Origin of the sequence: Burkholderia sp. FERM BP-3421 (assembly GCF_028657905.1) — a bacterium.
In the GTDB taxonomy this organism is placed as follows: Bacteria; Pseudomonadota; Gammaproteobacteria; order Burkholderiales; family Burkholderiaceae; genus Burkholderia.
The window spans coordinates 2,477,142-2,492,271 of record NZ_CP117782.1; the positions used below are offsets into that span (position 1 = coordinate 2,477,142).

Genomic DNA, 15,130 nt, shown 5'->3' on the forward strand with positions numbered 1-15,130 from the left:
GGATCGCGCCACCTTGCGTGGCCTAGCGGCGGGGGGCGTGGCCTGCACCACCCGGATCAGGCGCCGCGCGACGACTTGCGGCGTGCGGCGGGCGCCGAGCGAGGGGCGCCCGCGTCAATCATACCCGCCTGTCGTGAGCAGCTTCATCGCCGCGCGATAGACAGTGTACGCGAGCCAGTTCAGGAAACGCTCGCCGAGCGGGCGCGCCGCGTAGCGCGCAGGGTCGATCTCGCGGCCGTCGGCGAACGCGGCCGCGATCGCGTCGCGCAGCTGCGCGGTTTCCACGTCGTGCCGCACCAGCACGACATTGGCCTCGTTGTTGAGCACGAGGCTCAGCGCATCGAGATTCGACGAGCCGACCGTGGCCCAGTTGTCGTCGATCACCGCCACCTTGCCGTGCAGCATCGTGCGGTCGTATTCGGCGACGCGCACGCCCGCGCGCAGCAGCGCGTGATAGAGGAACGGCACCGCGGTGTCGAGCGCCGCGAACTCCTTGCGGCCGACCAGCACCCGCACCTTGACGCCGCGCCGCGCGGCGCCCGTCAGCGCGCGCCGCAGCTTGCGGCCGGGCATGAAATATGGATTGGCGAGCAGTACTGACTGGCGCGCGCGCCCGATCGCGGCCAGGTAGGCTTTCTCGATCGCGCGCCGGTTCAGCAGGTTGTCGCGCGCGACGAACGCGACGCTCGGTTCCGTGACCACCCGCAGCGCACCCGCCTTCACCCAGCGGTGGCTGCGCATCCAGCGGCGGAACTTGGCGGGGAAATCGTCGCGGTAGGCGCGCTGGGGCGCGTACTGCGCGTAGCTCTTGTGACCCGCCGAGATCCGCTCCCACTGCACCTCGAACGCCGCGCGGATATCGATGACGGCCGGCCCCGCCAGCTCCACCGCGAAATCCCAGCGCGGGTAGGCCAGGCGTTCGCCGTTTTGCGCGTAGTCGTCGACGAGGTTGATGCCGCCGCAGAACGCGTAGGCGTCGTCGATCACGGCCAGCTTGCGATGCGTGCGCGAAAAACCGAAGCGGCCGAACAGATAGGGGTTGTAGATGCGGTGCTCGACGCCTTCCGGGCCCCAGCCTTCGAACAGCGGCAGCCGCGCGGTGCCGATCCCGTCGGTAATCACGCGCACCCGCACGCCGCGGCGCGCGGCGCGCACCAGCGCATCGGACACCGGCCGGCCGGCCGCGTCATCGCAGAAGATATAGGTTTCGAGCATCACCTGCTCGCGCGCGCCGTCGATCCGCGCGATCAGGGCCGGGAAGAATGCGCGACCGCCGTCGCAGAGCCGCACCCGGTTGCCGGACGTGAAGGCGAGCCGCGACGCGGAACCGCGTTCCTGCAGGAACATCTGCCGGAGCAGGTCGAGCCGCACGCGGCGCTCGCTCATGCGCGATGCGCCGCGAGACGCGCGGGCAGCTGCAGGATCGCCTCGGCGTTCGACGGCGAGAAGCAGCGCGCCGCCGCCTCGCGATACGGCAGCCACAGGCTGTCGGTGTGTTCGCGCGGCGCAAGCGTGACCGCAGCGCCCGCCGGCACTTCCAGGCTGAACCAGTGCTCGACGTTGCGCGTGACGCCCGGCGCGTAGCGGTGCAGGTACTGCGGATAGATCGTGTATTCGATCCGATGCCGCCAGTCGACGAGCGCCTCGGGCGGAATCCCCGGGCTGCCGACCACGAGCCCGGTCTCTTCGCCGACCTCGCGCGCGGCCGCGTGCGCGAGCGCTTCGTCCGGCCAGTCCTTCGAGCCCGTCACCGACTGCCAGAACCCGGGCTGGTCCGCACGCTTGAGGATCAGCACGTCGAGCGCGGCGGTATGGATTACGACCAGGACGGATTCGGGGATTTTCGGTGGCTTCGTCATCGGGAGGTCATGCGGCGCGGCGGCCGTACGGCAAGGCGGCGCGACCGCCGGGCCGCGAGGGTTCCGACGACTGTACCGCAAAAAACGAAAAAGGCGCATCGCGCGCCTTTCTCCTCGTCGAGCGGGCGCCTGGGCGCCCGCCTTCGTTCGTGGCCCGACTCAGGCCTTCGGCTGCTCCGGCTGGCGCAGGCGGATGTGCAGCTCGCGCAGCTGGCGCTCGTCGACCGGGCTCGGCGCCTGCGTGAGCAGACACTGCGCGCGTTGCGTCTTCGGGAACGCGATCACATCGCGGATCGAATCGGCGCCCGCCATCATCGTCACGATGCGGTCGAGGCCGAACGCGATCCCGCCGTGCGGCGGCGCGCCGTACTGCAGCGCGTCGAGCAGGAAGCCGAACTTCGCCTGCGCCTCCTCCGGCCCGATCTTGAGCGCGCGGAACACCTGGCTCTGCACTTCCTCGCGGTGGATACGCACCGAGCCGCCGCCGATTTCCCAGCCGTTCAGCACCATGTCGTAGGCCTTCGCGAGGCAGCGCGCCGGATCGGTCTCGAGGTATTCGAGGTGCTCGTCCTTCGGGCTCGTGAACGGGTGGTGCGCGGCCACGTAGCGCGCCTCTTCCTCGTCGTAGTCGAACATCGGGAAGTCGACGACCCACAGCGGCTTCCAGCCCGCCTCGACGAGGCCGTTCGCCTTGCCGAACTCCGAATGGCCGATCTTGAGGCGCAGCGCGCCGAGGCTGTCGTTGACGACCTTCGCGCGGTCGGCCGCGAAGAAGATGATGTCGCCGTCCTCGGCGGCGGTGCGCTCGAGGATCGCCGCGATCGACGCGTCGTGCAGGTTCTTCACGATCGGGCTCTGCAGGCCGTCGCGGCCCTTCGCCTTCTCGTTGACCTTGATCCACGCGAGGCCCTTCGCGCCGTAGATGCGCACGAATTCCGTATAGCCGTCGATGTCGCCGCGCGACAGCTCGGCGCCCTTCGGCACGCGCAGCGCCGCGACGCGGCCGTCCTTCGCGTTCGCCGGTGCGCTGAACACCTTGAAGTCGACGTCCTTCATCGCATCGGTCAGCTCGGTGAATTCGAGCTTCACGCGCAGGTCCGGCTTGTCCGAGCCGAAGCGCGCCATCGCTTCCGAATACGGCATGACCGGGAAGGTCGCGGCCAGCTCGACGTCGATCGTCGTCTTGAAGATGTGACGGATCATGTCCTCGAACAGGTCGCGGATCTCCTGTTCGCCCAGGAACGAGGTCTCGCAGTCGATCTGCGTGAACTCGGGCTGGCGGTCCGCGCGCAGGTCTTCGTCGCGGAAGCACTTGGTGATCTGGTAGTAGCGGTCGAAGTTCGCGACCATCAACAGCTGCTTGAACAGCTGCGGCGACTGCGGCAGCGCGAAGAACTGGCCGGCGTTCACGCGCGACGGCACCAGGTAGTCGCGCGCGCCTTCCGGCGTGCTCTTCGTCAGCATCGGCGTCTCGATGTCGATGAAGCCCTCGCCGTCGAGGTACTTGCGCGCCTCGATCGCGACGCGGTAGCGCAGGCGCAGGTTGTGCTGCATCTGCGGGCGGCGCAGGTCGAGCACGCGGTGCGTGAGGCGGGTGGTTTCCGACAGGTTGTCGTCGTCGAGCTGGAACGGCGGCGTCACCGACGCGTTCAGCACGTTCAGCTCATGGCACAGCACCTCGATCTTGCCGCTCTTCAGGCCCGCGTTGGCGGTGCCTTCCGGGCGATTGCGCACGAGGCCCTTGATCTGCACGCAGAATTCGTTGCGCACGCCTTCCGCGGTCGCGAACATCTCCGCGCGGTCCGGGTCGCACACCACCTGCACGAGACCTTCCCGATCGCGCAGGTCGATGAAAATCACACCGCCGTGATCGCGGCGGCGCTGCACCCAGCCGCACAGCGACACGGTTTGGCCCAGCAGGTGTTCGGTCACGAGACCGCAGTATTCAGTTCGCATCGACATGATGTTAGCTTTCGTTCGGTTTGATCAATGGGCGGCGCTCGCGCGCCCCGGCATTACAGCGGCGGCTCGACGGGCCGGCGGGCGGGCGCGGCGACGGGCGCCGGGGGCGCCACCACGCCCATCGAGACGATGTACTTGAGCGCGGCGTCGACCGACATGTCCAGCTCGACGACCTCGCTCTTCGGCACCATCAGGAAGAAGCCGGAGGTCGGATTCGGCGTGGTCGGCACGTACACGCTCACGTACTCTTCCTTCAGGTGGTTGACCACGTCGCCACCCGGCGCGCCGGTCAGAAACGCAATCGTATAGGAACCGCGGCGCGGATACTCGATCAGGAGCGCCTTGCGGAACGCATTGCCGCTGCTCGACAGCAGCGTGTCGGACACCTGCTTGACGCTCGTGTAGATCGGGCCCACCACCGGGATGTGCCGCACCACGACGTTCCACCAGGTGACGAGCTTCTGCCCGATGAAGTTCTGGGTCGCGAGGCCGACGATGAAGATGAAGGCGATCGTGAGCAGCGCGCCGATCCCCGGCAGGCGGAAACCGAGCAGTCGCTCCGGCCGCCACGACTCGGGCAGCAGCAGCAGGGTCTGGTCCATCGTGCCGATGATGAGCCCGAGCACCCACAGCGTGATCGCGAGGGGCACCAGGACCAGCAGGCCGGTCAGGAATACCGTTTTGAGGGTCGTCTTTTTCATCATCCGCCGTCAGAAAGCCGCGCCGGTCGGCGCGGGCGTTACGTGGTGCTGGCCGGCGCGCTCGCGGCGGGCGCAGGCGCAGGCGCGGACGCCGGAGCCGCCGCTGCCGCGCTGTCGCCGCCGCTGGCGGCCGGCGTCGCCGCCGGGGCCGCCGCCGTTTCGCCGGCCGGGTTCGCCGCCGCCGCCGCGCCGCCCGAGCCGCCGCGGAAATCGGTCACGTACCAGCCCGAGCCCTTCAATTGGAACCCGGCGGCCGTGACCTGCTTGCGAAAACTGTCCTTCCCGCACTCCGGGCACTGCGACAGCGGCGCATCGCTCATCTTCTGGAGCACATCCTTCGCGTGACCGCACGCTTCGCATCGATAGGCGTAGATCGGCATGATATTTTTCCCGCGGAAAACGATAAACGGCTTGCAAAACCTTGAATTATAGCCGAAAGGCGCGCCCGCCCCTCACTACGACCGGCGCCAGGTCTGCCAGCGCTCGCGGCCCGCGAATACCGGCAAGGACGACGCGACCGGCGCGTCGTCGATCAGTTCGAAATACGGCCCGAGCAGCGCATCGAGCGCCGCGCGCTCGATGCCGAACGGCGGCCCCTTCGGCGTCTCGCCGATGAAGAAGTAGCCGGCCAGCAGGCCGCCCTTCGGCAGCAGCGCCGCCATCCGCGTCGCATACGCGGGCCACAGCGTGCGCGGGATCGCGCACAGGAAGGCCCGCTCGTAGATCCACTCCGGCGTGAACGGCGGCGTATAGGTGAAGAAATCGGCCTGCTCGACCAGGAGCGCATGCGGGCCGAGCTGCGCGCGCGCCGCGCTCACCGCCTGCGCCGCGAAATCGATCGCGCGCACCGGCCAGCCCGCGCGCGCGAGCCACAGCGCCTCGTACGCGCTGCCGCAACCGGGAATCAGCACCGGGCGCGGCGCATGCGCCGAAGCGAACGCGACGAACTCGGGCGGCGCGCCCGCCTGATCCCAGGGCGTCACGCCCCGCTCGAACCGCTCGTCCCAGAATGCCGCGTCGGCCGGGTTGCGCGATGCGAAATCGGCGCCGCTCGGGCCCGCGTCAGGGTGGGGAGGCTTCACTGCGCTCATCGTTCCGTGCTCCAGGTGCGGCGCCGCGCGCCGGCGTGTTGTGGCGGCGCTCAGCCGCCGTACGCGAGGACGATCAGGATCCGGGTCATCACCGCGCCGACGCCCATTGCGAGCCCAAACACCAACAGCGCCTGCAACAGCCGGTTGGTGCGCTTCTGTTCGAGCAGGATCTGCCGCATCATCTCGTCGCTCGCCACGCGCGGCGCCGCATGGCGTTCCGCGAGCACGTGGTGGATCAGCCGCGGCAGCTGGGGCAGCGTCTTGCTCCATTGCGGCGCCTCGACCTTGAAACGCTCGTACCAGCCGCGCAGGCCGATCTGCTCGGTCATCCAGCGTTCGAGATACGGCTTCGCGGTTTTCCACAGGTCCAGTTCGGGGTCGAGCGAACGGCCGAGGCCCTCGACGTTCAGCATGGTCTTCTGCAGCAGCACCAGCTGCGGCTGGATCTCGACGTTGAAGCGGCGCGAGGTGGAGAACAGCCGCATCAGCACCTGGCCGAGCGAGATGTCCTTGAGCGCGCGGTCGAAGTACGGCTCGCAGACCGCGCGGATCGCGCTCTCCAGCTCCTCGACCCGCGTATCGGACGGCACCCAGCCGGATTCGAGGTGTAGCGTGGCGACCCGGTGGTAGTCGCGCTTGAAGAACGCGAGGAAATTCTGCGCGAGGTAGTTCTTGTCGAAGTCGGACAGCGCGCCGACGATGCCGAAGTCGAGCGCGATGTAACGGCCGAAGTGCTTCGGGTCGAGGCTGACCTGGATGTTGCCCGGGTGCATGTCCGCGTGGAAGAAGCCGTCGCGGAACACCTGCGTGAAGAAGATCTCGACGCCTTCGCGCGCGAGCTTCGGGATATCGACGCCCGCCGCGCGCAGCGTATCGATCTGGCTGATCGGCACGCCCGACATGCGCTCCATCACGAGCACGCTCGAGGTCGAATAGTCCCAGAACATCTCGGGCACGAGCAGCAGATCGACGCCCGCGAAGTTGCGGCGCAGCTGGCTGCCGTTGGCGGCCTCGCGCATCAGGTCCAGCTCGTCGTGCAGGTACTTGTCGAACTCGGCGACCACCTCGCGCGGCTTCAGGCGACGGCCGTCCGGCCACAGCCGCTCGGTCCAGGTGGCGATGTCGCGCAACAGCGCGAGGTCGGAATCGATCACGGGCAGCATGTTCGGCCGCAGCACCTTGATCGCGACCGCGCGGCCCGCGTGCGTGCCCTCGCGGAACTTGGCGAAGTGCACCTGCGCGATCGACGCGCTCGCGACCGGATCGCGCTCGAATTCGTCGAACACCACGTCGACCTGCGCGCCGAGCGACTTCTCGATCAGCGCGATCGCGACCGCCGACTCGAACGGCGGCACCTGATCCTGCAGCTTCGCGAGTTCGTTCGCGAAATCGACGGGCAGCAGGTCGCGCCGCGTCGACAGCACCTGGCCGAACTTCACGAAGATCGGACCCAGGCTTTCGAGCGCCCGGCGCAGCCGCACCGCGGGTGGATCGGAAAAGCGCCGGCCGATCGTCGTGATGCGCAGCAGCAGCTTCACGCGCCGGTCGTCGACGCGCGACAACATCACCTCGTCCAGGCCGAAACGGATAACGGTATAGACAATCTTGATGAAACGGAAAATGCGCATGCGTGACGGCCCTCAGTGCGCGCTGCGCGGGCTGCCGCCCGCGCGCGCGCCAATGCTTTGTTCTAGTCGCTCGACCCGCTTCTCGACCCGCGCGAGCGCATCGCGCGCGCGCGCCAGTTCCGCGCCGACATCGGCGAGCGCGGCGCGCCGCACCACCTGGGGATTCTCATCGAGCCAGTACTCGGTCAGCGAGCCCAGCAGGTTGCGGCCGGTGCGCCGCGCATGCTCGCCCGTCGTACGCACGAGCGCGGCGATCCGATGCGCCGGCGCGTCGCCGATCAGGCGCGCCAGATCCTCCTCCGGCTCCCAGCGCAGATGCTCGGCGAGCTTCGCGATCTGCGTGGCGAATTCGGCGTCGCCCTCGATCTTCACGTGCTTCATCAGCGCCGCCTGGCCGCCCTGCGCGAACGCAGCCGCCGCGTCGAGCGGCGAGCGCCCCGCCGCGCCGAGTGCGATCGAGACGTCGCAGCCGCGCGCGTCGTGTTCGTCGACCGCGGCCAGACAGCCGTCCGGCTGCACCGCGAGCAGCAGCGTCACGGGCGGCACGTCGAGCCGGGCGAGCTTGCCGGCGTAGGGAGTCAGGCGGTCGCGCGCCCAGGATTCGCGGGCGAGCAGGTGATTGACGGCAGCGACAAAAGGCTTGGCGGCAAAGGTCATCGGACAGGGAAAGAAAAACCCGCGCAGGCGGGACGCCTGCGCGGGTTTCTATTGTAACGTCGGTTCGGTCCCGCCCTCTTGCCGCGTGACAGGAAACCGATTTCGGTCAGTGCGTGTTGACCTGCTGGATGCCCGCGAGCAGCCAGCCCTGGCCGTCCGCCTTCGACAGGTTCCAGATTTCCTCGAACGGCTCGGCCGACGCGCCGGCCGCCTCGCGGATCAGCCCCGAGAAGCGCACGCTCGCGAGCGACTCGGCGCCGCGCTCCTCGACCGCCAGCAGCTCGGCGTCGAGCTGCGCGACGTCGGTCTGGTTGGCGCCCGCGCCGCGCGAGGCGAGGTCGACCTTCACTTCCGCGAACATCTCCGGCGTCGTGAATTCACGGATATCGGCCATGTTGCCTTCGTCCCAGGCAGCCTGCAGGCGCACGAAGTAGACCTTCGCGTTGCGCAGGAACGCCTCGGTGTCGAAGCCGGCCGGCACCGCCACGGCGGCCGCGGCCGCCGCGACCGGCGCCGCGCCGCCGCCGAACACGCGCTGCGCCTCGCCGGCGTAGCTGCTGCCCGAGCCCGCGTAGCCCTGATTCTGGTTCTGGCTGAAGCCGGTGTCGAAGCCACCCTGGTTCAGCGACGGCTGGCTGCCGCCCGTCGCGTACGCCGGTTCCTGCGAACGACGACGATTCATGAACTTGCGGATCAGCCAGATGCCGACCATCGCGAGCAGCGCGATCACGATGACGTTCGCCATCATGCTCGCGAACGCCCCGCCCAGACCGAAGTGCGACAGCAGCGCGGCGATGCCGAGGCCGGCCGCGAGACCGGCGATCGGCCCGAGCCAGCGCGAGCGGTTCGGCTGCGCGGCCGGCGTCGGCTGCGCGCCGGGCGCGCGCTGCGCCTGCGACGGCGCGGCCTGCTGCATCGGCTGCTGCGCGGGCGGGGTCGCCTGGCGCTGCTGCAGCGACTGCGACTGGCGGCCGACGCTGCGGCCGCCGCCCATGCGCTTCGCCTCGGCGTCGAGCGACGCGAACGTACCGGCCGTGAGCAGGCCGACCATCAGGAGCGTGCCGATCCGTTTCGCCCACGGCTTCGGCTGCTTGCTGCGGTTAAACAATGAACGGGAATCAGACATCTCCATCTCCAGAATGTAAGACAAATGTATGGAAAGAACCCCTTAGTACTTGGTTCCGAGGTGTAACGCTACCACGCCACCTGACAAATTGTAATATTTGACGGCGTCGAGACCAGCGAGTTCCATCATCGTCTTCAGCGTGTCCTGATCGGGGTGCATCCGGATGGATTCAGCAAGATACCGGTAACTTTCAGCATCTTTCGCGAACTTGTCGCCAAGCCACGGTAATACTTTGAAAGAATAGAGATCGTAGGCTTTCTTCAGCGGCGACCACACCTTCGAGAACTCGAGCACCATCACGCGGCCGCCCGGCTTCGTCACGCGGCGCATCTCGGCCAGCGCCAGATCCTTGTGGGTCATGTTGCGCAGCCCGAACGCGACCGTCACGAGGTCGAAGTGGTTGTCCGGAAAGGGAATTTTCTCCGCGTCGCACAGGAGCGAGGGGGTCACGACGCCGCCGTCGAGCAACCGGTCGCGGCCGACCCGCAGCATCGATTCGTTGATGTCGGTATGCCAGACCTCGCCCGTCGGGCCGGCCGCCTTCGCGAACGAACGGGTCAGGTCGCCCGTGCCGGCCGCGAGGTCGAGCACCTTGAAGCCGGGCCGCACGTTCGCCTGCGCGATCGTGAACGCCTTCCACGCCCGATGCATGCCGACCGACATCAGGTCGTTCATCAGGTCGTAGTTGCTCGCGACCGAGTGGAACACCCCCGCCACCTTCTTCGCTTTCTCGGATTCCTCGACGGTTTCGAAGCCGAAGTGGGTTTTGCTCATCGCGTAGATTCCTCTGGAAAAGACAGAACGGCGCCGCATCCGGCGCCGTTGCTCAGTGGCAGTGGCCTTGCGACCCCGAGGCCGCTGGCATCGGGGCGTCGCGTTCGACGCCCGCCGCCTTCAATTTATCGAAATACTCGCGCCATAGCGCGTCCTGGCGGGTCGCCAGCTCGTACAGCAGATCCCACGAGTAGATGCCGGTCGAATGGCCGTCGGAGAAGGTCGGCTGCAATGCGTAGTGGCCGACGCCCTCGAGCGCCGTGATCGACACCTCGCGCTTGCCGGTCTGCAGGGTTTCCTGCCCCGGCCCGTGGCCGCGCACTTCCGCCGACGGCGAATAGACGCGCATCAGCTCGAAGGGAATCCGGTAGCTCTCGCCGTTCGGGTACTGCAGTTCGAGCACGCGCGACACCGCGTGCACGACGACGCCGGACGGAATCGGCGTCGTGGAAGTCAAGCCGCTCATGGCTCTCCCTGTTCGATGATCTGTTCGATTTCCTCGCGCACCGCGTTGTGCAGCAGCGTGGCCTGCGCGGCGCGCAGCCGCAGCAGCGCGTCCGACACCGAGCGCTGGCGAGGCGCCCAGACCGGCTGCGGAAAGTGCGCGTCGTTGGAGAAGCGCGGGATCACGTGCCAGTGCACGTGCGGCACCTGGTTGCCGAGGCTCGCGAGGTTCACCTTGGCGGGCTGCATCACGCGCCGCACCGCCCGCTCGACCGCGCACACGATCCGCATCAGGTACACGCGCTCCGCCTCGCTCAGGTCGGAGAATTCGGCGACGTGCGCATGCCAGATCACCCGGCAGAAGCCCGGGTAATCGGTCTCGCCGGTCGCCAGAACGACGCGCAGCGCGTCGTCCTTCCACAGCAGTTCGCCGCCGTCCTCGCGGCAGAAGATGCAATCCATCGTCGCTTCCTTACGGGTGGAATTACGGGTGGAATGTTCGTGACATTACACCAGTACGCGCTCGATCCCGCCATTATTCGCGCGAGCGACATAGTCGGCCATCCAGTTCTCGCCGAGTACATTGCGCGCGATCTCGACCACGATGTAGTCGGCCGAGATGTCGGCGTCCTCGTTGTAGCGCGACAGGCCCTGCAGGCAGGACGGGCAGCTGGTCAGGATCTTCACGTCGGCAGCGGCGGCCGGCGGCGCGCCGTCGGCCGCCACGACCGGGATGTTGCGCAGCTTGGCCGCGCCCTTGCGCAGCTCCTCTTCCTTGCGGAAGCGCACCTGCGTCGACACGTCCGGGCGCGTGACCGCGAGCGTGCCCGATTCGCCGCAGCAGCGATCGTTCTTCTCGATCCGGTAGCCGTCCTTCTCCGCGCCCATCAGCTCGTTGACCAGCGTGACCGGGTCCATCGTCTTGATCGGCGTATGGCACGGGTCGTGGTACATGTAGCGCACGCCCGCCACGCCGTCGAGCTTGATGCCCTTCTCGAGCAGGAACTCGTGGATGTCGATGATCCGGCAGCCCGGGAAGATCTTGTCGAATTCGTACCCGGCGAGCTGGTCGTAGCAGGTGCCGCACGACACCACGACGGTCTTGATGTCGAGGTAGTTGAGCGTCGTCGCGACCCGGTGGAACAGCACCCGGTTGTCGGTGACGATCTTCTCCGCCTTGTCGTACTGGCCCGCGCCGCGCTGCGGATAGCCGCAGCACAGGTAGCCCGGCGGCAGCACCGTCTGCACCCCGGCTTCCCACAGCATCGCCTGGGTCGCGAGCCCGACCTGCGAGAACAGGCGCTCGGAGCCGCAGCCCGGGAAGTAGAACACCGCCTCCGAATCGACCGAGGTCGTCTTCGGATCGCGGATGATCGGCACGATCTTGTTGTCCTCGATGTCGAGCAGCGCGCGCGCCGTCTTCTTCGGCAGGTTGCCCGGCATCTTCTTGTTGACGAAGTGGATCACCTGTTCGACCACGGGCGGCTTGCCGGTGGTCGCGGGCGGATGCGCTGTCTGCTTCTTCACCACCTTCTTGAGCACGTCGTTGGCGAAGCGCTGCGCCTTGTAGCCCACCCCCATCATCACGCTGCGCGCGGCATTGATGGTCTGCGGATTGGTCGCGTTCAGGAAGAACATCCCCGCCGCCTGGCCCGGGTTGAACTTCTTCTTGCCCATCTTGCGCAGCAGGTTGCGCATGTTCATCGTCACGTCGCCGAAGTCGATCTTCACCGGGCACGGCGTCTCGCACTTGTGGCACACCGTGCAGTGGTCGGCGACGTCGTTGAACTCGTCCCAGTGCTTGATCGACACGCCGCGCCGGGTCTGTTCCTCGTACAGGAACGCCTCGACCAGCAGCGAGGTCGCGAGGATCTTGTTGCGCGGGCTGTACAGCAGGTTCGCGCGCGGCACGTGGGTCGCGCACACCGGCTTGCACTTGCCGCAGCGCAGGCAGTCCTTCACCGAACTGGCGATCGCGCCGATGTCGGACTGCTGCATGATCAGCGATTCGTAGCCCATCAGCCCGAAGGACGGCGTGTACGCGTTGCGCAGGTCCGCGCCCGCGAGCAGCTTGCCCTTGTTGAAGCGCCCTTCCGGATCGACGCGCTGCTTGTAGGCGCGGAATTCGCCGATCTCGTCCTCGGTCAGGAACTCGAGCTTCGTGATGCCGATGCCGTGCTCGCCCGAGATCACGCCGTCGAGCGAGCGCGCGAGCTTCATGATGCGCGCGACCGCGGTATGGGCGTCCTGCAGCATCTCGTAGTTGTCGGAGTTGACGGGCAGGTTGGTGTGCACGTTGCCGTCGCCCGCGTGCATGTGCAGCGCGACGAACACGCGGCCGCGCAGCACCTGCTTGTGGACGCCCTGCGCCTCGTCGAGGATCTGCTTGAACGCGCCGCCGTTGAAGATCGCGCGCAGCTCCGCGCGGATCTCCTGCTTCCACGACACCCGCACGGTGCGGTCCTGAACGATGTGGAACACGGTTGCATCCGGCTGCGCGTCGACGCGGTCGGCGAGCTTTTCGGCGAGCGCCTCGTAGCCGAGCTGCACGAGGTAGTGCTGCGCCTCGCGCAGCGACAGGTCGAGCTTGTCGCGCAGGAAGATCCAGCGCGCGCGCACCCGCTTGAGCAGCGCGAGCGCCTGCTGCACGCGGTCCTCCAGCAGTTCCGCGCTCGGGATCTCGTTGGCGTCGTCGCTCTTGCCGAGCGGCAGCTTGCCCGTCGAGAAGAACGCCTCGAGCGCGTCGACCAGCTGCAGCTTGTTCTTGATCGACAGCTCGATGTTGATGCGCTCGATGCCGTCGGTGTACTCGCCCATCCGGTCGAGCGGGATCACCACGTCCTCGTTGATCTTGAACGCGTTGGTGTGCTTCGCGATCGCCGCGGTGCGGCTGCGGTCGAGCCAGAAGCGCTTGCGCGCCTCCGCGCTGACCGCGACGAAGCCCTCGCCGCTCTTGCCGTTCGCCATCCGGATCACTTCCGAGGTCGCGGTCGCGACCGCGTCCGCGTCGTCGCCGACGATGTCGCCGATCAGCACCATCTTCGGGAAGGCGTTGCGCTTGCTCTTGGTCGCGTAGCCGACCGCGCGCAGATAGCGCTCGTCGAGGTGCTCGAGGCCCGCGAGGATCGCGCCGCCCTGTTTCGAGGTCTCGAACAGGTAGTCCTTGATCTCGACGATGCTCGGAATCGCCTCGCGCGCCTGGCCGAAGAATTCGAGGCACACGGTGCGGGTATGCGCGGGCATCTTGTGCAGCACCCAGCGCGCGGACGTGATGAGCCCGTCGCAGCCTTCCTTCTGCACGCCCGGCAGGCCCGCGAGGAACTTGTCGGTGACGTCCTTGCCCAGCCCTTCCTTGCGGAAACGGCGGCCCTCGATATCGAGCGTCTCGGTGCGCAGCAGCTTCTCGCCCGGCGCGCGCGCGCCGTCGAACCACTTCAGCTCGAAGCGCGCGACCGCGATGTCGTGGATCTTGCCGAGGTTGTGCTCGATCCGCGTGACCTCCAGCCAGTTGCCGTCCGGATCGACCATCCGCCACCACGCCAGATTGTCGAGCGCGGTGCCCCACAGCACGGCCTTCTTGCCGCCCGCGTTCATCGCGACGTTGCCGCCGATGCAGGATGCGTCGAGCGAGGTCGGATCGACCGCGAACACGTAGCCGGCCGCCTCGGCCGCCTCGGTCACGCGGCGCGTGACCACGCCCGCGCCGGAGAAGATCGTCGGCACCTTGTGCGCGACGCCCGGCAGCTCGGTCAGCTCGACCGCGCCGAGCTGTTCGAGCTTCTCGGTGTTCACCACCGCGGAAAACGGCGTGAGCGGCACCGCGCCGCCCGTATAGCCGGTGCCGCCGCCGCGCGGGATCACCGTCAGGCCCAGCTCGAAGCAGGTCTTCACGAGCGCCGCGATCTCGGCCTCGCTGTCCGGCGTCAGCACGACGAACGGATACTCGACGCGCCAGTCGGTCGCGTCGGTCACGTGCGACACGCGCGAGAGGCCGTCGAAGCGGATGTTGTCCTTTTGCGTGCAGCGGCCGAGCGCCTTCGTCGCGCGCCGGCGCAACTCGGCCATCTTCTCGAATTCGTGCGCGAAGGTGTCGACCGCGCGATGCGCGGCCGCGGCCAGCATCTCGACGCGCGCCGCGCGCTCGCGGCCGGCGTCGTCGCGGTGCGCGGTGAGATCGGCGCTGCGGCGCTTCTCGATCTCGGACAGGCGGTGGTTCAGCGCCTCGATCAGCAACGCGCGGCGCTTCGGATTGTCGAGCAGGTCGTCCTGCAGGTAGGGATTGCGACGCACCACCCAGATGTCGCCGAGCACTTCGTACAGCATCCGCGCCGAGCGGCCGGTGCGGCGTTCGGCGCGCAGCTCGTCGAGCACGGCCCAGGCTTCGTCGCCGAGCAGGCGGATCACGATCTCGCGATCGGAGAACGACGTGTAGTTATACGGGATCTCGCGCAGGCGGGGCGCGGGGTCGGCGGCGACGGCAGCGGCCGCGCCGTGCGGGTCGAAAACTTGCGGTGCGTTCATGTTCGGACGATTCGAAGCGCCGTCCACGCCGTCACGACGTGAGACCGGCAAGCGCGAGGTGCGCAATCTTGGGGAAATCTTCTGTTACCAGGCGCGTGGCTTTGCATGGGACCCGAGCCGGCGCGACGGCGCCCGACTGCGAATCGATCATCACGCCCTGGCGGCGCTCGGAGCCATCAACACGATCGCGCGCAACGCGCGTGCCGTTCCGCCGCAGGACATGCTGCGCGCGGCGACGGCTTCAAACTGGCGATCCGGGGCGGCCTTTGCATCTTCCGATCCTTGATTCAAAAAGGGATTCTAACCCATGATCGCCCATCCCGTGAGGGGCCGGACCGGACCCGGGACCGGCTCCGGCGGGCCTCGC

14 protein-coding genes are annotated in these 15,130 nt (G+C 67.9%); 1 reads left to right on the forward strand and 13 read right to left on the reverse strand.

The window, feature by feature from the left end; genetic code table 11:
* Positions 1–114: 114 nt before the first annotated feature.
* The 13 genes from clsB to Bsp3421_RS27230 all read right to left on the reverse strand — a co-directional run bounded on the left by clsB (position 115) and on the right by Bsp3421_RS27230 (position 14,763).
* Positions 115–1,386: a cardiolipin synthase ClsB gene (gene clsB, locus Bsp3421_RS27170; protein ID WP_273999074.1), complete on the reverse strand. Its 1,272-nt coding sequence runs from the start codon at positions 1,384–1,386 to the stop codon at positions 115–117.
* Positions 1,383–1,859, reverse strand: coding sequence for a dihydroneopterin triphosphate diphosphatase (nudB, locus tag Bsp3421_RS27175; protein ID WP_273999075.1), 477 nt, complete (start codon positions 1,857–1,859; stop codon positions 1,383–1,385). The genes clsB and nudB overlap by 4 nt, the downstream gene beginning before the upstream one ends.
* 159 nt (positions 1,860–2,018) lie before the next feature.
* Positions 2,019–3,821, reverse strand: coding sequence for an aspartate--tRNA ligase (gene aspS / locus Bsp3421_RS27180; protein WP_273999076.1), 1,803 nt, complete (start codon positions 3,819–3,821; stop codon positions 2,019–2,021).
* Between the two features lie 53 nt (positions 3,822–3,874).
* Positions 3,875–4,525 (reverse strand): DUF502 domain-containing protein, encoded by a 651-nt coding sequence (locus Bsp3421_RS27185; RefSeq protein WP_273999077.1) that lies wholly within the window; start codon positions 4,523–4,525, stop codon positions 3,875–3,877.
* 35 nt (positions 4,526–4,560) lie between these two features.
* Positions 4,561–4,902, reverse strand: a complete 342-nt coding sequence (locus tag Bsp3421_RS27190; RefSeq protein ID WP_273999079.1) for an FmdB family zinc ribbon protein — start codon at positions 4,900–4,902, stop codon at positions 4,561–4,563.
* Positions 4,903–4,977: 75 nt separating this feature from the next.
* Positions 4,978–5,613, reverse strand: a complete 636-nt coding sequence (locus tag Bsp3421_RS27195; protein ID WP_273999080.1) for a hypothetical protein — start codon at positions 5,611–5,613, stop codon at positions 4,978–4,980.
* Positions 5,614–5,663: 50 nt separating this feature from the next.
* Positions 5,664–7,241, reverse strand: a complete 1,578-nt coding sequence (ubiB, locus tag Bsp3421_RS27200) for a ubiquinone biosynthesis regulatory protein kinase UbiB (RefSeq protein ID WP_273999082.1) — start codon at positions 7,239–7,241, stop codon at positions 5,664–5,666.
* Between the two features lie 12 nt (positions 7,242–7,253).
* Positions 7,254–7,898, reverse strand: coding sequence for a ubiquinone biosynthesis accessory factor UbiJ (locus Bsp3421_RS27205; protein ID WP_273999083.1), 645 nt, complete (start codon positions 7,896–7,898; stop codon positions 7,254–7,256).
* Positions 7,899–8,004: 106 nt separating this feature from the next.
* Positions 8,005–9,024 (reverse strand): Tim44 domain-containing protein, encoded by a 1,020-nt coding sequence (locus Bsp3421_RS27210; RefSeq protein WP_273999084.1) that lies wholly within the window; start codon positions 9,022–9,024, stop codon positions 8,005–8,007.
* A gap of 42 nt (positions 9,025–9,066) precedes the next feature.
* Positions 9,067–9,798, reverse strand: coding sequence for a bifunctional demethylmenaquinone methyltransferase/2-methoxy-6-polyprenyl-1,4-benzoquinol methylase UbiE (ubiE, locus tag Bsp3421_RS27215; protein WP_273999086.1), 732 nt, complete (start codon positions 9,796–9,798; stop codon positions 9,067–9,069).
* A 52-nt stretch (positions 9,799–9,850) separates the two neighbouring features.
* Positions 9,851–10,264 carry a gamma-butyrobetaine hydroxylase-like domain-containing protein gene (locus Bsp3421_RS27220; RefSeq protein ID WP_252982323.1) on the reverse strand — a complete coding sequence of 138 codons (414 nt, stop codon included), beginning with the start codon at positions 10,262–10,264 and terminating at the stop codon, positions 9,851–9,853.
* Positions 10,261–10,704, reverse strand: a complete 444-nt coding sequence (locus Bsp3421_RS27225) for an HIT family protein (RefSeq protein ID WP_252982324.1) — start codon at positions 10,702–10,704, stop codon at positions 10,261–10,263. The genes Bsp3421_RS27220 and Bsp3421_RS27225 overlap by 4 nt, the downstream gene beginning before the upstream one ends.
* A 45-nt stretch (positions 10,705–10,749) precedes the next feature.
* A complete protein-coding gene (locus Bsp3421_RS27230; RefSeq protein WP_273999089.1) occupies positions 10,750–14,763 on the reverse strand; it encodes an FAD/FMN-binding oxidoreductase in 4,014 nt (1,337 codons plus the stop codon).
* On the opposite strand from Bsp3421_RS27230, the gene Bsp3421_RS27235 reads away from it, so the two are divergent.
* Positions 14,762–15,049 (forward strand): hypothetical protein, encoded by a 288-nt coding sequence (locus Bsp3421_RS27235; RefSeq protein WP_252982326.1) that lies wholly within the window; start codon positions 14,762–14,764, stop codon positions 15,047–15,049. The genes Bsp3421_RS27230 and Bsp3421_RS27235 overlap by 2 nt on opposite strands.
* Positions 15,050–15,130 lie beyond the last annotated feature (81 nt).